14 protein-coding genes are annotated in these 21,072 nt (G+C 69.3%); 10 read left to right on the forward strand and 4 right to left on the reverse strand.

Translation table 11 applies throughout. The features are described 5' to 3' along the window. Window positions 1-100: 100 nt before the first annotated feature. Entirely contained in the window at window positions 101-4,309 is a 4,209-nt protein-coding gene (locus FCI23_RS62455) for a peptidase S8 (protein ID WP_136726474.1), read from the reverse strand. 186 nt (window positions 4,310-4,495) lie between these two features. Here FCI23_RS62455 and FCI23_RS26720 point away from each other — a divergent pair, with 186 nt between their 5' ends. The 3 genes from FCI23_RS26720 (at window position 4,496) to FCI23_RS26735 (ending at window position 7,476) form a co-directional block, all read left to right on the forward strand. Then, a complete protein-coding gene (locus FCI23_RS26720) occupies window positions 4,496-5,497 on the forward strand; it encodes a winged helix-turn-helix transcriptional regulator (protein ID WP_136726475.1) in 1,002 nt (333 codons plus the stop codon). Between the two features lie 144 nt (window positions 5,498-5,641). Continuing rightward, a complete protein-coding gene (locus FCI23_RS26725; RefSeq protein ID WP_136726476.1) occupies window positions 5,642-6,130 on the forward strand; it encodes a MarR family winged helix-turn-helix transcriptional regulator in 489 nt (162 codons plus the stop codon). 347 nt (window positions 6,131-6,477) lie between these two features. Then, entirely contained in the window at window positions 6,478-7,476 is a 999-nt protein-coding gene (locus FCI23_RS26735; protein WP_136726477.1) for an NAD-dependent epimerase/dehydratase family protein, read from the forward strand. A 64-nt stretch (window positions 7,477-7,540) separates the two neighbouring features. On the opposite strand, the gene FCI23_RS26740 is transcribed toward FCI23_RS26735, so the two are convergent. Together FCI23_RS26740 and FCI23_RS26745 are read right to left on the reverse strand one after the other, a co-directional pair. Continuing rightward, entirely contained in the window at window positions 7,541-9,895 is a 2,355-nt protein-coding gene (locus tag FCI23_RS26740) for an MFS transporter (RefSeq protein ID WP_136726478.1), read from the reverse strand. 37 nt (window positions 9,896-9,932) lie between these two features. After that, the gene (locus FCI23_RS26745) at window positions 9,933-10,529 is read right to left on the reverse strand and encodes a TetR/AcrR family transcriptional regulator (RefSeq protein WP_136726479.1); all 597 of its coding nucleotides are present in this window, start codon (window positions 10,527-10,529) and stop codon (window positions 9,933-9,935) included. A gap of 329 nt (window positions 10,530-10,858) precedes the next feature. Between FCI23_RS26745 and FCI23_RS26750 the strand changes: the two genes are divergently transcribed. The 3 genes from FCI23_RS26750 (at window position 10,859) to FCI23_RS26760 (ending at window position 15,779) form a co-directional block, all read left to right on the forward strand. After that, window positions 10,859-11,269, forward strand: a complete 411-nt coding sequence (locus tag FCI23_RS26750; protein ID WP_136726480.1) for a PPOX class F420-dependent oxidoreductase — start codon at window positions 10,859-10,861, stop codon at window positions 11,267-11,269. A 161-nt stretch (window positions 11,270-11,430) separates the two neighbouring features. Further along, window positions 11,431-12,609 (forward strand): MFS transporter, encoded by a 1,179-nt coding sequence (locus FCI23_RS26755; protein ID WP_136726506.1) that lies wholly within the window; start codon window positions 11,431-11,433, stop codon window positions 12,607-12,609. Window positions 12,610-12,830: 221 nt separating this feature from the next. Continuing rightward, complete coding sequence (locus FCI23_RS26760; protein ID WP_246144025.1) at window positions 12,831-15,779, forward strand: aminotransferase; 2,949 nt, start codon at window positions 12,831-12,833, stop codon at window positions 15,777-15,779. Window positions 15,780-15,826: 47 nt separating this feature from the next. Here FCI23_RS26760 and FCI23_RS26765 read toward each other — a convergent pair whose 3' ends face one another. Continuing rightward, a complete protein-coding gene (locus tag FCI23_RS26765) occupies window positions 15,827-16,621 on the reverse strand; it encodes an SDR family oxidoreductase (protein WP_136726482.1) in 795 nt (264 codons plus the stop codon). Between the two features lie 172 nt (window positions 16,622-16,793). Between FCI23_RS26765 and FCI23_RS26770 the strand changes: the two genes are divergently transcribed. The 4 genes from FCI23_RS26770 to dhaL all read left to right on the forward strand — a co-directional run bounded on the left by FCI23_RS26770 (window position 16,794) and on the right by dhaL (window position 21,072). After that, window positions 16,794-18,596 carry a hybrid sensor histidine kinase/response regulator gene (locus tag FCI23_RS26770; protein WP_136726483.1) on the forward strand — a complete coding sequence of 601 codons (1,803 nt, stop codon included), beginning with the start codon at window positions 16,794-16,796 and terminating at the stop codon, window positions 18,594-18,596. Window positions 18,597-18,736: 140 nt separating this feature from the next. Then, window positions 18,737-19,597 carry a class II fructose-bisphosphate aldolase gene (locus FCI23_RS26775; protein ID WP_136726484.1) on the forward strand — a complete coding sequence of 287 codons (861 nt, stop codon included), beginning with the start codon at window positions 18,737-18,739 and terminating at the stop codon, window positions 19,595-19,597. A 4-nt stretch (window positions 19,598-19,601) separates the two neighbouring features. Beyond that, window positions 19,602-20,396, forward strand: a complete 795-nt coding sequence (locus FCI23_RS26780; RefSeq protein WP_136726485.1) for an HAD-IA family hydrolase — start codon at window positions 19,602-19,604, stop codon at window positions 20,394-20,396. A 22-nt stretch (window positions 20,397-20,418) separates the two neighbouring features. After that, window positions 20,419-21,072, forward strand: coding sequence for a dihydroxyacetone kinase subunit DhaL (dhaL, locus tag FCI23_RS26785; protein ID WP_136726486.1), 654 nt, complete (start codon window positions 20,419-20,421; stop codon window positions 21,070-21,072).

Consider the following 21,072-nt stretch of genomic DNA (forward strand, 5'->3'; position numbering starts at 1 on the left):
CAGCCTGGGCGATGCCGAGCAGGGGGACCATGACGCGGACGGGACGGGGAGCGGCGTGGCCGCTCCCCGTCCCGCGTGTCAGGTGGGGGTCAACAGGTCATCAGTAGGAGAACTGCTGGATCTGCGTGCCGTCCGGGCCGTAGGTCCAGCCAGTGCGGGTGGCCGGGTCGAGCTGGATCGAGGGGTCCTGTACGCCGTGCAGCATGATGCCGCTCCGGCCTTTGACGATGACGGCGTTCAAGGTGCGGACCGGCTGTCCTGTGGTGAGGTCGACGACCTCTATCTGGCTGGTCGCGTTGTTGTCGGATACGACGCCCTGCTGGGAGCCGAAGTACACGGTGCCTTCCGGGGCCGCGAACGACACCAGGGCGAGGTGATGGACGCCGTCCACGGCGAGCGATACGGGCGTGCCCTTGCGCAGTGCGAACCCGGCACCGGTGGTCTGGGTGCCCTCGTCGTAAGGCGTGAGGGTGGCGGTCGGTGCGATCTTGGTGCTGAGCGTGCCGGCGGACAGGTTGTAGAGGGTGCCCGAGCCGTCCGAGGCGATGCCATGGCCGCAGGCGGACACCGACCCGGAGGCGGTCACGGTCCTGGTGTCGAGGTCCACCCGGGCCGGGGCGACACCACCGAGGCAGAGGAACGCGGTGGCGATCTTGCCCAGGAACACATCGCCGGTGGACTGGTCGATGTCCAGCAGGCTGTACGTCCCGACCGGGATCGCGCCGGTGTCGGCGGGGATCGGGTCGCCGGTGGTGCCGGTGGCCAGGTCGACGGGGAGCACCGAGTCGGCGTTGCCCACCTTGGCGCGCAGCAGTACGGCGGCCCGGTCGCGCTTGGCGTCGACCCGTCCGGCGACCACCCAGTAGTCGGCGGCCCGCAGTGTCGAGCTGCCGACCAGGGTGTCGGTCGCGGTGTTCCAGGTCTCCAGCTGGACGTCGCCGGCCTGGGTCGCGTGCCCGAGCAGTACCCGGTGCGCGTCCGTGGCGACGCCGATCACCTGGTAGTCCGAACCGCTGCCGGAGTCCGAGGTCAGCACGGCGCCGTAGGCACCGGTCGCGGTGGAGTAGTGCCGTACCTCGGTGCCGCCGTCGGTGGTGCGCAGTGCGGCGATCGAGTCCTTGCCCGCGGCGGTGAAGCTCAGCAGCGTGCTGCCGTCGGGGGCCAGGCCGTCGTCAACGGACAGGTTGGAGACGGGTGATGCCTGGCCGATGACGTGCTGGTGGCTGTCGAGGGCGAGCACCCGCACGCTGTAGGTCGCGGAGGTGGCCAGGCCCAGGGACAGCGCGTCGAGACGGACGGTGCCGGAGGCGGCGGACAGCGTCTTGCTCGCGGTGGAGGGGGTGTCCACTGCGTCGTTGTCCAGCGCCGAGCCGTTGGCGTTGCTGAAGGTGTTCAGCGAGCCGTAGAGCGTCGGTGCCGGGGCGGAGAACTCGGCGATCGCGGACTTCGCGCCCGGGATGCCCCGTACGTCATAGCGCAGGCCGAAGCCGGGGGCGGTGCGGGTGACCTCGGCGGTGTGCGCGTAAGTGCCGTTCTTCAGTCCGTTCTCAAGGCCGGTGGTCCCGGCGATGGTCGGTGCGTCCGGTCGGGTGGCGGCGGTGCTGCCGGAGATCCGGATCGGGGCGAACTCGCCGTACTTGATGTAGCTGGGGTTGCCGCCGAAGCCGGACAGAGCGATGCCGATGCCGTAGATCCCGCCGCCGCCCTTGAAGGCGTCCGCGGGGATGGTGACGGTGCCGGTGGTCGCGGTCAGGGTCTGGTGCCAGGCAGCGGAGAAGATCGGGCCGAGGACCGGGCTCCAGTGGCCGACGGTGGACACGACCAGCTCGGGGGCGGTCGCGGTGCTGACGCCGGTGAGGTCGTAGGAGACGGTGACCGTCTTCCCGGCCTGGGCGGTAGCGGGGGCCAGCGGCGCGGTGGACTCGACGTAGCGGCCGTCGCTCGGGCCGATGGCCAGGGTGCGGTGCACGGTGGCCTGTGCCTTGCCGCCGATGAGCACCTGGAAGGTGAGATCGACGCTGCGGTCGGTGGTGGAGACGACCGGGAGCCCTGCCGCCGACAGCAGCTGACTGGGTGTCACCCGGATCGCCGGTGTGCCGGAGGAGAAGGTGACCGGATGCCCGGCGGCGACGGTGAGTGTGTACCGGGGCTTGGCGCCCTGCGGCAGTCCGGTGACGTCGGCTGCGAAGGTCACCGGGCCGACCAGGCCCTCGCCGTTGCCGCCGGAGGCCATGTCACCGAGGTCGATACGGTTCTGGTCGGTGGTCTCCAGGAAGGTGCCGCCGAGCCCGCCTTGGGTGACCCGGTGGGCGACGGAGAGCCGTACGACCGAGGGGCCGTGGCTCTTCAGCTTGCCGCCCAGCGCCTTCTCGGTGGCGGCGGTCACGTCGATCTGTGGTCCGACGTGCAGCGTCCGGTCGATCTGCGGCGGGGTCTGGACCGCGCGGCCGGTCTGCTCCAGCAGGTCCCGGACCTGCTTGGGGCTCAGTTGGTGCCCGGCCAGCCGGCCGGCCTGGAGCACGACGGCCGCGGCGGCTGCTATCTCGGGCGCGGACGCCGACGTACCGCCGTTGAACACCGGGGTGACGGCCTGCGCGCTGCCGCCTCCTTTGTGCTCGAAGGCGATGATGTTGTCGCTGGGGGCGGACAGGTCCACCCGGCTGCCGAATCCGGAGGAGAAGACCCCGAAGCCGCTGATCCGGGTCTCCGCGAAGGTGCCGGTGCCGGCCTGCGCGCTGCTGGAGTTCGCCGGTACGGCGAGTGTGTCGTCCAGGGTGGTGCCGCCCGCGGCGATGGCGCCGCTGTCGGGCACCTTGGACGGGGTGGTGGTCTGCGCGTCGTCATCGATGGTGGTGGCGGAGGCGGAGTTCACGGCCGTGTCGGTGGGGGTACTGCCGCCGTCGGGGCCGACCGCGGCGGGGGTGTAGAGCCGGGTGCCGTCGTTGGAGGAGATCGACACCACGATGCCGTCCTTCTGGACGATCGAGGCGACCACGGACCGGACGAACGGGTCGTCCTCCAGGTAGCGGCCCGGGAAGCCCTCCGAGTCGGTGCCGAAGCCGAGGCTCGCGGTGATGACGTCGGGGCGCGGCGACTGGTTGGCGGCGGCCAGCAGCGCGCCGGCTATCTGCTCGATCGTCGGCTCCTGGGGGACGACCAGGCGGTAGTCGGCCCCCGGGGCTATGCCGAGCAGGTCGGTGTAGGCACTGCCGGTGGCGCCCTGGCGCTGCTGGTCGTGCGGGAGCGGGGACATCACACCGAAGTCAAGGAGCACTTCGCCGAGCGAGGGGTCCTGGTTCTCGGTCGAGCCGGACGGGTCGAGGGTGCCGTCGGTACCGGCCACGTAGGTGGGGATCAGCGGCATCGACGGCAGGTCGAGGTAGCGCTTGCCGTCCTTCAGCACCGTGGTCGGGCCGTTGCCCTTGACGTAGTTGTCCCCGGCGTCCGCCATCGACTGGTCGGTGAGGTCGCCGATGGACACATTGGTGATGGTCTCGCCGGTGCCGGGCTGCTGGCCGTAGCCGCCCTGAAGGGTGGAGAAGGCGCCCACCGCATTGACTCCCCCGGCGTTGAGGAACGTCTGGGCGGAGGAGGACAGGGCGTAGTTCGACGGCACGTCAGCGGGGCTGGTCCCGGCGGCGGGCGTGGTCGCGGGGGCCTTCGCGGCGCGGGCGGCGGGGGCCGCCGCGGATCGCACGGCGGCGGCGGGCAGCGGCTGCGCTCCGGCGTTCATGGTGTTCACGTAGCGGTCCGGCTCGACGTGCGCGACTCCGGAGGTGCCCTGGAGGGTACTGGCGACGGCCGTGGAGTCCTGCTGCTTCACCTTGACCACGTAGGTACGTGACAGGTCGGGCGCGCCGGCGCCCAGTTGGCCGCGTGCCGCCTCGGTCAGCGAGCCGGTGGCGGCTGTGGACAGTGAGGGGAACAGCGGGTGCAGGGAGGTGGCGCCCACCGCGCGCAGCTTGGCGTCCAGCGCTGTGTCGCTGGTCTGCGGGGCGCGGGCGGCCAGTTGGTGCTGGGCCTTTCCGGACAGCGCGGGCCCGGTGACCGAGGTGTTCGGGTCCAGGGTGACCAGCACCTGGCCCGGCACCACGCCCTGGCGCTGGGCGGGCGGCTCGGCGGTGCCCTTCGAGGTGCCGTCCAGCGGCGTTTCGCCGGTGGGCAGTTGCCCGGAACCGGCGGGCGCGAATGAGGCGGCGGCGGCCGACGGAGCCGCGGACGCGGTGCCGGAGACCACGGCTGCGGCCAGGGCCGCCAGCGCGAGGGCTGCGGCGCCGTGCCGTCTGTATCGGGGATGCGCATGGAGCATGGGCAAGCCTTTCCGGTGGAACACGGCAGGCTGCCTGTAGGGAGGCACTGCCACTTGCAGGGGTAGGCAAGGCGCTGCCTTCCTACTGGTGGAAGATGTCAACCGAGACGGAAGTGACGCAAGGCAATGATGGTGACTGAAGTACGCCGGATGGCGGAGAGTCGCCACAAGCACGGCGGAGGGGCCATGGAACTTAACGTGCTGGGACTTACGGAGGAAATAGAGCACGTCTACACCTCCCTGGTAGGGCATCCGCGCTGCACCGCCTCCGAGTTGGCCGAGGCCTGCGGACTGTCCCCGGCCGGCGTCGGGCGGCTACTGTCCGTGCTGATCAGGGATGGCCTCGCGACCCGGACCGCCGGACGGCCGCCCCGCTTCTCCGCCACCGCCCCCGACGTCGCGGTGACCGCTCTGATCGACGAGCAGCAACACCGCCTCGGCGAAGCGCGTTCCCTGGTGCACCGGTTGATGGAGACCTACCGGGAGGCGGCCCGGATCGCGCATCCGGAGATGGCCGTGGAACTGCTCACCGACCGGGACGACATCAGCTCGGCGGTGGGCCGGTTGACAGCCGAGGCCCGACGCGAAGTGCGCGCGTTCGACCGGCCGCCGTATATCGACCGCCCGGGAAGCAACCTCGACCTGCAGATCCAGCGGCAACGGCACGGCGTGGTCCACCGGGTGATCTACGACCGGGAAGCGGTGGCCTGGCCGGGCAGGATGCACAACGACATCGCACCCAGCATCAGGGCGGGGGAAAAGGCCCGGGTACGCCCGGAGTTGCCGCTGAAGCTGGTGATCAGCGACAGCCGGGCGGCCATCATCCCCTTCAGCCTCGCGGCCGGCGGTCAGTCGGCGGCCTATCTCATCCACCCGTCACCCATGCTCGTCGCCCTGGAGTCCCTGTTCGAAGCCGAATGGGAGCGCGCCGTCGCGCTGTCCGACGCCGGACCGCCTCCTGCCGGCAACGGGACGCAATGGCCCGGGGCCGTTCCCGTCCAGCCGGATCCGGATACCCGCTCCCTGCTGGCTCTGCTCGCCTCCGGCCTCACCGACGCGGCCATCGCCCGCTCACAGGGCTGGAGCGAGCGGACCACCCAGCGGCGGATCCACCGGCTGATGAGTCAACTCGGCGCCACAACACGCTTCCAGGCCAGTCTCACAGCGGCCCGCCGCGGCTGGCTGTGACCCTCCCGGCCTACCGCCACCAGCCGGCCACCGGGCAGGGACAAGACTGAGCCGGTCACAGCTTCGTCCCACCCGCACACGCCCGAGACAGGACAGTCCTCTTCCGGATAATCCGCCACAGATCGAATTGCTACGCTGGTGGACATGACTGCCATGACACCGGCGCGCACCGCACCGGACCTGTCGTACCTACTGGATCACACCAGCCATGTCCTGCGAACCCGGATGTCGGCGGAGCTCGCCGAGATCGGGCTGACCGCGCGCATGCACTGCGTACTGGTCCACGCCCTGGAGGAAGAGCGCACCCAGGCCCAGCTCGCCGAACTCGGGGACATGGACAAGACCACGATGGTGGTGACGGTCGACGCCCTGGAGAAGGCCGGTCTCGCCGAGCGGCAGCCCTCCAGCCAGGACCGGAGAGCCCGGATCATCGCGGTCACCGAGGAGGGGGCCCGCATCGCCAGTCGGAGCCAGGAGATCGTCGACGGCATACACCGGAGGGCACTGACCACACTCCCCGACGGCGACCGGGAGGCCCTGCTTCGCGCACTGAACCACCTGGTCGACGGACATCTGGCCACCCCCGCCGAGAGCCCCCGGCCGACCCGGCGGGCGCGTCAGCGCGAGCAGTAGGGGAAGCCCAGCGACCGCCTCAAAGCGCGCCGGCTGCGCCGCATCCGCATGCCGCCCTGCACGTCAGCGGCCCGAACGCCTGGTCGTTCGCCGTCGCCGAGGGCGACGCTGAGGTCTCGGAGGCGACGACCGTGCCGGGCGACGCGAACGGCCCGGGTGTTCCGCCTGAGGATGAGGAGCGCCCGGAAGGTGCACCACCATCGAACATTGACAGACAGGGACCAACGTTGTCTATTGGCACGGTTGAAGCATCAACCGGCTGCCCACCTCGGGTACCTGGAGCACTGCCAAAACACCAAGAGATCTCCTTAAGCATCCTGCAACGATGAGACACCGGATGGACTCTCATGACCTCTCTCAAGGTCCTCTTTATCGGCGGAACGGGCGTCATCAGCGCCGCCTGCTCGCAACGGGCCGTCGACACCGGCATCGATCTGTACCTGCTCAACCGGGGCAACTCGTCGCTGCGGCCCGTCCCGCCAGGGGTACCGGTCCTCCGTGCGGACATCCGTGACGCCGAATCGGTGCGCGCCGCCCTCGGCGCCCACGAGTTTGACGTTGTCGTCAACTTCGTCAACTTCACCCCGGAGCAGGTCCAGGCTGACATCGACCTCTTTACCGGGCGCACGAGCCAGTACGTCTTCATCAGCTCGGCGTCGGCATACCAGACGCCCCCGAGCCGCCTCCCCGTCATCGAGTCGACTCCCCTGCGCAACCCCTTCTGGGCGTACTCACGGGACAAGATCGCCTGTGAGGACCTTCTGGTCAAGGCCTACCGGGATCAGGGCTTCCCCGTCACCATCGTTCGCCCCTCCCATACGTACGACTCGACGCTCGTTCCGTTCGACGGGGGATGGACGATCATCGACCGTATGCGCCGGGGCAAGGAGGTGCTGGTCCACGGTGACGGCACGTCTCTGTGGACGATCACTCATCACCACGACTTCGCCCGGGGCTTCGTAGGGCTCCTCGGCAAGCAGGCCGCCATCGGTGATGCCTTCCACATCACCTCCCACGAAGCCCCGGCCTGGAACGAGATCTACAACACGATGGCCGAAGCCGCCGGTGTTCCGGCGCGGCTGGTCCACGTCCCCTCTGATGCGGTCGCGGCCATGGACGAAGCCTGGGGGGCGGCGCTGCTCGGTGACAAGGCGCACTCGATGGTCTTCGACAACTCGAAGATCCGGAGCATCGTGCCCGACTTCGTGGCACAGGTTCCGTTCTCCGAGGGCGCCAGGGAGATCATCGCCTGGCACGATGAGGACTCCGGCCGACGGCAGGTTGACCCGCGCGTCAATGCGCTCAGCGACAAGCTGATTGAGGTGTACCGAGCACGAACGCTGTGACCGCTCCGGAGCGCGCAACCGACCAGGGCATGTCCGCGACACGCCGACCGGATGGCGCTCACTGTCAGTGGCTGTGCCCCAGGGAGAGGTCGAAGCCCTCCAGATTGCTCCCGGCGACCGTCACCCGGGCCGACACCGGCGGGTAGCCGGTGGCGATCATCGTGTACTCCTCGCCTGCCAGATCGGTGAAGGCGTAGGCGCCGTCGGTACCGGTGGTGCGCGTCCCGACCACGCTTCCCGCCGAGTCCAGCAGGGACACCAGGGCGTCCTCGACCGGCTGCCCGGCGCGGTTGCGCACCGTGCCGTGGATCGCGGCGGCGGAGCGCAGCTCGGCGTCGTACCGTGTGGGCGCGGCGCCCGCGACGAGCACCGGGCCGGAGAAGGGCCGGTGGCCAGTCGCGTTGACCGTCAGGGTGTAGCCGCCCGGCACCAGTTCGGCCAGTAGGTATCCTCCGTCGGCATCGCTGGTGGTCGAGCCGACCACCTCGCCACGCTCGTCGGTGACCACCACCAGCGCGCCGGGGAGCGGGGTGCCCGCCGCGCGGACCGTCCCGGCCAGACCCCCGACCCCGGCCAGTACCAGGTCGAAGTCGACCGGGGCGGATCCCACGGCCAGCGTGGCGACCTGTGGCTGGTGGCCGGAGGCCGAGGCGACCAGGACATAGCTTCCGCGCCGCGGGGCGTCCACGGAGTAGCGCCCGTCCTCTGCGGCGATGGTGCGGGCGAGCTGACGACCGCTCGCGTCGATCAGGGTCACCGCAGTGCGCGGCACCGGGACACCGCCGGCGGCCAGCACGCGGCCCCGGATGCCCGTGAAGGGCCTGGCCGGCAGGTCGCCGGGCACGGCCGCAGTGGCCACGAGCGGGGCAACGGGGTTGGTTCCCGGCCCGGCGGCCTCTGCTGCCGGCGCTTCAACCCGGGGGGCGGCATCCTGGGCCATCGGACGGCCCCGCCGGTACAGCAGCAGCGAGATGACCAGACCGGCCGCGAAGAACCCGGCCGCCACCCAGTAGGCGACCGCGTAGCTGTGCAAGCTGGCATGCGCGGCAAGGTTCGGGGTGCCGAGGTGGCTCGTGGCGTAGCTGGTCGCCGCGGTGGCCGCGATGGTGTTGAACAGCGCGGTGCCGATCGAACCGCCCACTTGCTGCATGGTGTTGACCATGGCCGACGCCACGCCTTGGTCGGCGGGTGCGACGCCGAGCGTGGCCAGGCTCATGGCCGGAGGCATCACCAGGCCGATGCCGAGGCCGATCATCAGCAGCGGCGGCAGGATATGCGCGACGTACCCGCTGTTCAGGCCGAGCGCGGTGAGCCAGGCCATGCCGCCCGCCGCGAGTCCCATACCGACCGGCACGACCGTCTTGGGGCCGATCCGTGGGATCAGCACGTTGATGGCGAGCTGCGCGGTGACCATCAGCGCGCCGACCATCGGCAGAAAGGCCAGACCTGTCTGCACCGGCGAGTAGGCGAGGGTCACCTCCAGGTAGTAGGTGAGGAAGAGGAACACGCCGAACATGCCCGCGCCGGAGACGAAGATGCTGACGTAGGCCGCTGCCCGGTTCCGGTCGCGCAGCACGCGCAGTGGCAGCAGTGGGTGCTGGGCCCGGGTCTCCCAGAACACGAAGGACGCCAGCAGGACCCCGCCAGCGGCCAGGAACGCCCAGCACATCCAGTTGCCCCAGCTGTGCGTCTCGGCGTTGGAGAAGCCGTAGACCAGGCCGAAGAGCCCGGCCGCCACCAGCACGACGCCCAGGAGGTCGAGCTTGGGCCGCTCGGCGGGCACCTGACGGCGGACGAAGACGATAGCGCCGGCCACCGCGAAGACGGCGATCCCGACGTTGACGTACAGCGTCCAGCGCCAGTTGAGGTGTTCGGTGAGCAGACCGCCGAGCAGCAGCCCTATGGCGCCGCCGGAACCGGCGATCGCACCGAAGATGCCGAACGCCTTGGCGCGCTCCTTGACGTCGGTGAATGTGGTGGTCAGCAGGGACATCGCGGACGGCGCCAGCATCGCGCCGAACACGCCCTGCAACGCACGGGCGATCACCAGCATGACGAAGCCGTTGGACGCGCCACCCAGTGCCGAGGCCGTGCCGAAGCCGATCAGGCCGATCAGGAAGGTCGTCCGGCGGCCGATCAGGTCGGCCAGGCGGCCGCCGAGCAGCAGCAGGCTGCCGAAGGCGAGCGCGTACGCGGTGACGATCCACTGCCGGCCGTTGTTGGAGAAGCCCAGGTCCTGCTGCGCGGACGGCAGGGCGATGTTCACGATGGTCGCGTCCAGCACCACCATGAGCTGGGCAAGGCCGATGACGGCCAGTACCCACCAGCGGTGCGGAACGTGATGCTCCGCCTCCTTGGGGGGCTTTGCGTGCGCCCGCCCGGGGGCTGTGGCGCGCGCCTCGACAGAGGTGGATGACATGTGGGGTCCTCCGGGGTGACTCTGGTCAGTTCTGCTGTCAGTTCCGCAACAGCGCCGGAAGGACTACCGCGTCCAGATAGCGCTTGAGGTAGGTGGCGTCCGCCTCGCACCACTCGATCAGCGGGCGGGCGATCAGGACACCGGTCACCAGGTGCGGGAAGAATTCGTGAGCCGGCGCGTCCGCCTCGGCCTCGCCCCGGGCCACCGCCCGGTCGAGCATCGCCTGGAGCACGTCCAGCTCGGGTTGGATCAGGGCCTCGTGAAGGGCCTCGGCAAGGTCCTTGTTCTTGTGGGCGGCCGGGGCGACGGCCTGCAGCACGGCGACGTCTTTCTTCGCCTCACCCAATCGCCCGGCCAGCTCGTGCAGGTCTCCGCGGAGCGAGCCGGTATCGAGCCGGTCCAGGGGCGGCCGCTGATGCCGCAATGCTGCGGCGACCAGTCGGGGCTTGCCCTGCCACTGCCGGTAGAGGGTAGCTTTGCTCGACCGGGAGCGGGCCGCGACGGCGTCCATGGTCAGTGCGTCGTAGCCGGCCTCGCGGAGCAGGTCGAGTACGGCCGTGTAGAGCTCGCCCTCGCGCTCCGGGGTGAGGCGGGTACGGCGGGCACCTTCGGCCTGGGCCGCGGTGGCGGACATCTCCCACCTCCCTCTCCCATCGAATCGAAACTGTTTCGTACTAATTCCGAATATAGATCGCATACGGACGAAACGCAAACGTTTCGCTCGGTGTGCGTGGTTCATACGGCATGCGTCACCGGCCCCGCCAGGCCGGTGACGCGTCCTCGGCGACCAACTCCTCTGACCCCCGCTCCCGGCCGCAGTCCACCGATGTCTACCGAGTCGCGGAGAAGGACAACGAGTAACACCATTCAAATCACACCCGCATCGGTAGTCAGCGGCACGCCGTCGACACGAGGCGGACCGGCACCAGGCCGTACGCAGCGACCAATCAAGGAGTAACCGTCATGCCCGCTCTCCCGCTCCCCCCGCACGTGATCGACATGCTCTCGCGTCCCAACCCGGCGGTCATCGCGACGCTACGCCCGGATGGCTCACCGGTGACCGTGGCCACCTGGTACGCATGGGACGACGGACGCATCCTGGTCAACATGGACGCCGAACGGCGCCGTCTGGCGTATATGAAGGCAGACCCGCGTGTCTCGCTCACGGCACTCGACTCCGACAACTGGTACACCCACGTGAGTGTCCAGGGCCGGGTGACGCGCTTCGAGGACGACACCGACCGCAAAGGCATCGACCGGCTCTCCCAGCTCTACACCGGAAAGCCCTATCCCGACCGGGTACGGCCCCGTGTGAACGCCTGGATCGAGATCGAGACCTGGCACGCCTGGGGCGAGACCCTCAAGGAGGCGTAGCCGCCGAAACGGTCCGCCGACGGCCGCCAGGCCCGTGAGTGCGGCGCCACGACAGTCAGGTGCAGACAGCCAGGTGAGGAGTGAGGGTGAAGGGCGTCCCTTCCGGCCCACAGCCCGACCGCCGGTCCAGGCCCCGCGGCACGGCGGAACAGACGTGGCCGATGGTCGCGGCGGCCTGCGCCTTCGCGGTCGCCATGTGCGGCACGACCTTGCCCACTCCCCTCTACGACCTGTACCAGCAGCGGCTGGGCTTTTCCGAGCTCATGATCACAGTGATCTTCGCCGTCTACGCCGTGGGCGTTATCGCGGCCCTGCTGCTGTTCGGCCAGCTGTCCGACCACGTCGGCAGGCGCCCGGTCCTGTTGGCCGGGCTGGCACTGTCAGCGCTCAGCGCAGTGTGCTTCCTCCTTACGCACGGGCTCCCTGAACTGTTCGCCGGCCGAGCGCTCTCGGGGCTCTCCGCCGGACTGTTCACCGGTGCCGGCACGGTGGCTGTGGTGGAACTCGCTCCGCCGCGACGCCGCGACGCCGCCGTGCTGATCGCCACCATCGCCAACCTGGGCGGTCTGGGCAGCGGCCCGCTGCTCGCCGGCCTGCTGGCCCAGTTTGCCCCGGCCCCGCTTCACCTGGTGTTCCTGGTGGACCTGGCGCTGGTCGCGGCGGCCATCGTCGCGGTGCTGCTGATCCCGGAGACCGTCCAGGTACGACGCGGGATGCAGTTGCGTCCGAGGGGACTGCGGGTGCCGCGGCAGATGCGGTCGACATTCGTCCCGGCGGCCATGGCCGGGTTCGCGGGCTTCGCCACTCTCGGACTCTTCACTTCGGTGGCGCCGAGCTTCCTGAGCAAGGTGGAGGGGGTTCAGAATCACGCCGTCTCGGGCGCGGTGGTCTGCGCCCTGTTCGTGGGGTCCACCGCCGGACAGCTGCTGATGAGCCGCATCGGCATGCGCAGGGCCCTGCCCCTGGGGTGCACGGTGCTCGTGCTGGGTATGGCCGTGATCGCCGGCTCACTGGCCGTCGCCTCGCTGCCGCTGCTGGTGCTGGGAGCGGTGGTCGCCGGGGCCGGGCAAGGGCTGTCGTTCCGGGCCGCAGTGACCGCGGTGGCACACGACAGTCCGCCCGAGCAGCGCGCGGAGGTCACCTCCGCGCTGTTCGTCGTGCTGTACGTCGCCATCTCCATCCCGGTGGTCGGGGTCGGGGCGCTGGCCACCGCGGTGGGACTGCGAGCGGCGGGGCTCGTCTTCAGCGGCTGCGTGGCGCTGCTGGCGGCAGCCACCGCGATGCTGCTGCTGCGCCCGGGAGGACATGACGGCGAGCAGCCGGCCTCCACCCGTACCTGACGCTCCGGCGGCGCACTCGACTCCGTATGTCGCGGACAGCCAAAGCGGCCCGGCAACGTCCTGTGACCTCGATCCGGGAGCGGGAGCCCAAGCTCCGGCTGTCAGAATGCGCCTTGCCGGCCCGAGGGGCCGGCCGCTCCGGAGCGGCATCGCCGCCCGGCGTCGCGCCGCACGACATACCGACCCCGGCCAGCCGGTTGCGGACAAGAGGAGCAGCACGAGTGAACGCCGACAGTACTTCCAACTTCTTCGATCACCCCGCGCTCCCCGCTCCTCGCATCAGCACAGAACAGGCCCGGGACGTGGCGCGCGACCTGTTCGGCGTTGACGGCCCGATACGGTCCCTCGGCAGCCAGCAGGACGCCAACTTCCTGGTCACCGCGGAAGACGGCACCCGGTACGTCCTCAAGGTCTCCAACCCCGCGTTCGCCCGGCCGGAACTGCTGGCCCAGGACGCGGCAGTGGCCCACATCGCATCCGGGGAGACCTCCGTACGGGTGCCGCAGGCACGCAGGGGTACCGACGGCCATACGGTCCAGCGCATTGTCATCGACGGCCAGGAACTGCGGGTCCGACTGCTCGACTACCTGGACGGGCACCCCCTGACCGGCGGTGCCTATCTCTCGCCGGACGTGGTCGCGGCGCTCGGAGCGACGGCCGGACGCATCAGCCTCGCGCTGCGCGACTTCAGCCACCCGGGCGCCGAGCGGGTTCTGCAGTGGGATGTGCGGCACGCTCTGCCCGTCGTCGAGCAGCTGGCCGAACACGTGCGCGGCGCCGGCCGCGCCGACCAGGTCCGCGCCGCGGCCCGCCGTGCCCGCCGCATCGTCAGCGGCTACGCCGACCGGTTGCCGATGCAGGTCATTCACGGGGACATCACCGACGACAATGTCGTCTGCCGTCCCGGGCCCGACGGCCGTGCGCGTCCCGAGGGCGTGATCGACTTCGGCGACCTCATGCGCAGCTGGGCGGTGGGGGACCTCGCAGTGACCTGCTCTTCACTGCTCCACCACTACGGAGCTTCCCCCGCATCGACGGTGCCTGCCGTCAGGGCGTTCCACCGGGTCCGCCCGCTGGCCGAGGCCGAGGTCGACGTGGTGTGGCCGCTGGTGGTGCTGCGCGCCGCGGTCCTCGTCGTCAGCGGCCACCATTCGGCATCCATCGACGCCGGGAACGACTACGCGGTGGGGAACCTGGATCACGAGTGGACGATCTTCCAACAGGCGGTGTCCGTCCCCATGGAGGTGATGACCGCTGTGCTGCGCCGGGCACTCGGCCTGCCCCTCCCCCGGGCGGCGGCGTGTCCCGAGCCGCAATCCGCCTTGTTGCCGCTGGTGGGCGGGCCGACCGCGACCCTGGATCTGTCGGTCACCAGCGAGCAGTTGGACGGCGGCCGCTGGACGGACCCCGATGCCGAGCGCGCGATCGCGGAGGCCGCGCTGCGGGACGGCGCGGGCGCGGCGGTGACCCGGTACGGCGAGCGGCGGCTGACGCGCTCGCGTCGCGACAGCGTGTCCGTGCCGCCGACTGTCGCCCTGGCGGTGGAGGTCCACCTCAGCGGCCCCACCCCGGTCCACGCGCCCTGGTCCGGCGAGATCGACGCGGGCCGGGACGGCGCGCTGGTGGTGCGGTCGGACGGGGCGGAGCTGCTGCTGGGCGGTCTGCTGCCGGCGGTTTCGGCGGGAGAGCCGGTGATGGCCGGCCAGCTGCTGGGCGAGGTCGCGGGCGCGGACGGCGCGCCCGTGCTGCGGGTGCAGCTCAGTACGCTGCGGGGCCTGCCGGTCCCGGGCTTCACGACCCCGGAACTGGCGGCCGGATGGGAGGCGGTCTGCCCCGACCCCACCACGCTGCTCGGCACCGCACCCGCCCTCACCGACGACACCGGCGAGGTTGAGGGCCTGCTGCGGCGCCGGAGCGAGGCCTTCGCCACCGTCCAGGAGCACTACTACAGGGAGCCTCCCCGTATTGAGCGCGGCTGGCGGCACCACCTGCTGGACACCGACGGCCGCGCCTATCTGGACATGATCAACAATGTGGCGGTGCTCGGCCACGGCCACCCGCGGCTGGCCGCGGCGGTCGCGCGGCAGTTGCACCGGCTCAACACCAACTCCCGATTCCACTACGGCGCGGTCGTCGAACTCTCGGAGCGGCTCGCGGCCGCGCTGCCCGCCCCGCTGGACACGGTGTTCCTGGTCAACAGTGGCACCGAGGCCAACGACCTGGCCCTGCGCCTGGCCTGGGCCTGGGCGGGGCGCCGTGAGGTGGTCGCTGTCCGTGAGGCGTACCACGGATGGTCCGACGCGACCGACGCGATCTCCACCTCGGTGGCCGACAACCCGGACGCGCTCGGTACCCGTCCCGGCTGGGTCCACACCGTGCCTGCCCCCAACTCATACCGCGGGGCGTACCGCAGAGCGGACACGGCCCGCTACGGGCAGGAGGCGGCCGCCTCGATCCGGGACCTGACCGCCCAGGGCCTTCCTCCGGCCGCCTTCATCGCCGAGCCGTACTACGGAAACGCCGGTGGCATGGCACTTCCCGACGGCTATCTCGCGGGTGTCTACGAAGCCGTCCGGGAAGCCGGCGGCCTGTGCGTCGCCGACGAGGTCCAGGTCGGATTCGGTCGCCTGGGCGAATACTTCTGGGGCTTCGAGCAGCAAGGCGTCGTACCGGACGTCGTCACCGTGGCCAAGGCCATGGGCAACGGCCACCCGCTGGGCGCCGTCATCACCCGCCGCGACATAGCCGAGCACTACCGTTCCGAGGGCTATTTCTTCTCCTCCGCGGGTGGCAGCCCGGTCAGCTCCGTGGTCGGCCTGACCGTCATGGACATCCTGCGCGACGAGAAGCTGCAGGAGAACGCCCGCACCGTGGGCGCCCACCTGCGCTCCCGGCTGCTCGAACTCGCGGACCGGCATCCGCTGATCGGTGCCGTGCACGGCACCGGCCTGTACGTCGGGGTCGAACTCGTCCGTGACCACCAGGAGCGCACCCCCGCCCCGGAGGAAACCGCCGCCATCTGCGAGCGGATGCGCGAACTCGGGGTCATCGTCCAGCCGACCTCCGACCGCATGTGCGTGCTCAAGATCAAGCCGCCGCTGTGCCTGACCCGGGAGAGCGCCGACTTCTTCGTCGACACCCTGGACTCCGTGCTCCGCGAAGGCTGGTGACCGATTCCCGGTGTGGGTTCCGCAACGCGATCTCGGCCCGGGGCGCGCTACCTCTCCGGCCCCAGGGATCGTTCCTCGGCGAGCGAGTTCGCCCCGTCGACGACCAGCACCTGGCCGGTTATGTAGCTCGCCGAGGGCGAGGCCAGGTGGGCGACGAGACTCGCGACCTCCTCAGGACGCCCTGGGCGGCCGACCGGTGTTGCCCGGCCCATGGCGATCTCGTGCGGAGTCGAGGAGTCGGTGGCGATCCATCCGGGGGCGACGGCGTTGGCTGTAATGCCCTGGCCGGCGACTTCGAGGGCGACGGACTTGGTGAGGCCTACCATCCCCGCTTTGGCGGCATGGTAGGCGGTATCGCCCCGGTAAGCCTGTAGGACCCCGGAGACCGACGCGACATTCACGATCCGCCCATAGCGTGCGCGCAGCATGGGCCGCAGGCCGGCTCGGGTGACGAAGAAAGCGGTGTCGAGATTCCGGGCCACCGACTTGTGCCACTGCTCGTCACTGAGTTCGGTGATCGCGGCAGTCTCGACCAGGTCGGTCACAGCGGTCATACCCGCGTTGTTGACGAGGATGCCCAGCCCGCCGAATCGGGTCAGGGCATGGTCGATCAGCCGCTCAGCCTCTGCCACCACAGTCAGATCGGCGACGACCCCCGATGCCTCGACACCCCGCGTCGCAAGCTCCTTCACGCGCTGGTGGATGCGATCGCTCGTCGAGGTCACCACGACGCGCGCGCCCATCGCTCCCAGGCGCGCGGCGCACGCGAATCCGATACCCGAAGCGCTTCCGGCCCCGGTCACCACCGCCACCTGTCCGCTCAGCTCCGCATCGTGGGGCATCAGCCGACCCGTCCCTTCATCGTTGTGACAGTGCCGGTGCGAAAGTAGGCCGCTTGGGTCCAGAGATCAACAGGTGGGATCGACGGCGACCTCCACCGAGCCGGACCTCGATGTTCGCTTATATCCGATATTGTCGGATATCCTGATTGAATGGCGAACTCCGATCAGTGCCATGGATGAGAGCCGCGACGCAGCAGGGGGGCCGACGGGTGCGCGGGTAAGCCCGCATGAACAGGTTGACGCCCTGAGTGGCGCTGTCGAGGATTTGGCGGGGCAGTTCGCGCTACGGCCGCTCCTTCAACGGATCTTGCGCAGGGCGGTGAGCCTCCTGGGCGCGGGAGCGGGATCGATCTGCACGGTCGACGAGAAGTCGGGCACCTATCGCAAGGAGGCCGACCTCGGCGTCGGGTGCCAGGAGGGTGAGGTGTTCCCACTGGCCGAGGGGGTCACGGGAGCGGTGGTCGCACACCGCGGACCACGAGTATTCGACAGCTACAGCGAAGTTCCCGGCGGGCACGTAGACGCGGAGGACCGCGATCGGCTCTGTGCCACGGTCGCCGTTCCCATCGAGTGGCGAAGCGGGATCATTGGGGTTTGCGTGGTTTTCAGTACCGACCCCAGAACCAGGTTCAGCAGCGAAGATGTGGAGCTGCTCGAACTCTTCGCCAAGCACGCCGCTATCGCGATAACCAATTCCCGTCTGCATCTGGAAGCGGAACAACGGGCTCGCTGGCTCGCTGTGAGCGCTGAGCGGGAACGTGTCGCGCGTGACGTCCATGACACCGTCGCGCGTGCGCTCGGCTCGATCCTGGTGCACATGGACGGGCTGGACGCCGGGGACCAGGCTCCGCGCCTCGAGGCGGCCCGTACGGCAGCCCGCGCCGCCCTGGCGGAGACACGCCGAACGGTGCTCGGCCTGGGCCCGTCCTTGCTGGATCTGCAGCCCTTGGACCACGCTGTCGCCGTCGAGCTGGCCTGGGTGCGGTCCACCACCGGCATCCGAACGGATCTGGTGGTCACCGGCGATCGTCCGGAGCTTGAATCCGAGGTCGGGTCGCATGCCCTCCGTGTGGTGCAGGAGGCACTGACCAACGTTGTCGCCCACGCCGGAGCGGCTCTGGTCCGGGTCGGCGTGATGTACGGGACAGATGATCTCGCGGTGGTCGTCGAGGACGACGGTTGCGGATTCGACCCCGCGGACGCCGCAGTACGACGCACCGGGCTGGGCCTGACCGGGGTCGTTGCCCGTGCCCACCAGATCGGCGCTGATCTCCAGATCGAGTCCACCCCGGGCTGGGGCACCCGGATTCGCGTGCGGATCCCGTATGCACCCTCCGGAATGGCCGGCCGGGCACGAGCGATGACGCCTTGGCGGGTCCTCGTCGGCGATCGAAGGCCGGTGATCCGGGCTGGGCTCGTACGGCTGCTGGCCCAGGCCGAACCGGAGATACAGGTGGTGGGAGAGATCGCCGACGCTCGTGAGGTCGTCGACGCCGTACGTGTCCTCGAACCCGACGTCGCTCTGCTGGACCTCCATATGCCCGGACTGGACGGCGCCCGGCTGACCTCGTACATTCGGTCCGCCAGCCCCGGTGTCTCCGTCCTGGTGATGACTGATGACCTGAGCGACGAGCTGCTGCAGGAAGCCGTACGCGCGGGTGCCCGAGGGTGCGTGGGGTCCGATCTCGACGGTCCCGCGCTGGTCCGTGCAGTGTTGGCTGCCGCGCGCGGAGACGTCCTGCTCACCGGAAGCGTCCTTCGGCGGTTCGCCGATCGCGACCGGCCCAGGCCGGATGGTCTCACCGAGCGGGAACGGGAAGTGCGGTCCTTGGTGGAGCGGGGCCTGCCGGACAAGAAGATCGCCACCGCGCTGGGCATCTCCGTCAAGACCATCGAGAAGCACGTTGGCGCCATTCTCCGGAAAACCGGGGCACCGAATCGCACCGCGCTGGCGCACCGCGCGGCAATCCACTGACGACGGCGGGGGCCTCTCCGCGTTCGTGTGCCCAGGTGGGGGATTCCCTACCGGGAGATGGGGAGAACCCCGGCTGAGTAATGAGGATTCGAGGGCTAGCGTCATGAGGGCAACGTGAGCCTCAACCGTATGGAGTCCACGTGTCTGTCGTGCCGCTGGCCGAAATCCTGTCCGATGCCTTCGACAAACGCTACGGCGTGCCTGCCATCAACGTCTTCAACGACCTCACCCTGGAGGCGGTTCTCGCCGCGGCGGTTGAGCGTTCGTCTCCGGTGATCGTGCAGACGTCCGTCAAGACCGTGAAGTCGATCGGCAGCGATGTCCTGTACGCGATGTGGACGTCGATGACCGCTGGGATCGAAGTGCCGGTCACCCTGCACCTGGATCACTGCCCGGACCGGGCGGTGATCAGCGAGTGCTTGGAGCGCGGCTGGAATTCCGTTCTTTTCGATGCCTCGCGTCTTCCTGTCCAGGAGAACATGCGGCAGACGATCGAGGTCGTCGCGGAGGCCCGTCGGTTCGGTGCTCATGTCGAGGGTGAAATCGAGTCCATCACCGGCGTGGAGGACGGGATCGGCTCGGATGAAAAGGCACAACAGCAGGAACTCGAAGTGACGCTGGACTTCCTCAGGAACACCAAGGTCGATGTCTTCGCCCCCGCGATAGGGAACGCGCACGGTTCCTACAAGACGGAACCGGTTCTGGACTTCGATCGTGTCTCCGAAATTGTCGAGGCATATCCTCTGCCGATCGCGCTGCATGGAGGTAGCGGTCTCTCCGACGAGCAGTTCCACAATTTGATCGCCCGCGGGTGCGCGAAGGTGAATATCTCCACTGCTCTCAAGGAGAAATACATGAAGTCGAACCTGGTGTTCCTCGAATCGGCCGCATCGAAACAGAAGTGGGATCCCCCGTCCCTGTTCACCTCTGTCCGTCAGGATGTCATCGACCTGGCCGGTTCATTTATGACTCTGTTCGGCAGCGCCGGCCGGGCCGGGTGAGAATGTGCCCGCGCTTATCTTCGACTGCGACGGAGTCCTCGCCGACACGGAGCGTTACGGGCATCTGCCGGCCTTCAACCAGACCTTCCGAGAGTTCGGTCTCCCCGTTCAATGGAGCGACGATGAATATGCTCAGAAGGTGAAGGTCGGCGGAGGAAAGGAGCGCATGAGGACGCTCCTCACCCCCGAGTTCATCGCCGAGGCCGGACTGCCGACCGCTGCTGAAGAGCTGGATGCGCAAGTCGCCCGTTGGCACCGTCGCAAGACCGAAATCTATACCGGGATCATCGCGAGCGGGGTTGTACCGCCACGCCCGGGCGTGCGGAGGATCGCCGAGGAGGCCGCCGCTGCCGGTTGGACACTCGCCGTCGCATCGACATCGGCGGAGCCGTCCGTTCGCAGCGTGCTGGAACACGCGGTCGGCCCCGGCCTTGCCGCCGGATTCAGTGTTTTCGCGGGGGACATTGTCCCGAACAAGAAGCCGGCTCCGGACATCTATGAATTCGCCCTGGCCCGGCTCGGCCTCGCCGTGACGGCTGCTGTCGTCATCGAGGACAGCAGCAACGGCATGCGTGCGGCGCTGGACGCCGGTCTCTGTTGCGTTATCACGACCAGTGGCTATACGCGGCATGAGGACTTCACCGGCGCCTCACTCGTGGTCTCTTCGCTGGGAGACCCCGGCCCGGGGGACACCGCCGCCGAGGTATTGAACGACCCGTTCGGGTTGGCCCCCCATCCATGCGTCCGCCTTGACGATCTCGAGACCCTCCTCGCCCGCACCGCCCACGGCGCGAGCTGAGCCGCAGCCAGCTAGGAGAGACATGCCATCGACAGCAGTCACCGACCTCGAGTTCGTGGTCAAGACCATTGCGCAGACCGCGGTCGACAACGAACGTGAATTCTGCGAGCTGGACGCCGTGGTCGGTGACGGGGACTTCGGTTATTCACTTGCGCGTGGATTCGAGGTGGTCCTCGCCGAATGGGATTCCTTCGACCGGAGCTCGCCCGCAGCATTCCTGAAGAAGATTGCCCTGGTAATCTCCAAGAAGGTAGGCGGTACCTCTGGCCCTCTCTGGGGCACTGCATTCCTGCGAGCCTCCGGAGCTGTCAGCGACGCGGCCGGACTGGGTGGCGAGGAAGTCATATCAATGCTGCGCTCGGCCGCCGAGGGAATCAAGACCCGCGGCAAATCCGATCTGGGTGATAAAACGCTGCTGGATGCCCTTATCCCCATGACCGATGCGCTGGAAGAGAACCTGCTCACTACCGCGGGCCCGGCAAAGAGTCCCGCCGAACTGGCGAAGGTTGCCGCATTGGCGGCCCGCGCCGCCGCCGACGCGACCAGCGGCATGCAGGCCAGGCGGGGTCGGCCGAGTTATACCGGGGAGCGCAGCATCGGGTCCCCGGACGCGGGTGCCGTAGCCGTCGCGGTAATCGCTGAACGTATCGCCGACGAATGGAAGCTACGCGTCTGA

The organism is Actinacidiphila oryziradicis (assembly GCF_005047355.1).
GTDB classification, from domain to species: Bacteria; Actinomycetota; Actinomycetes; order Streptomycetales; family Streptomycetaceae; genus Actinacidiphila; species Actinacidiphila oryziradicis.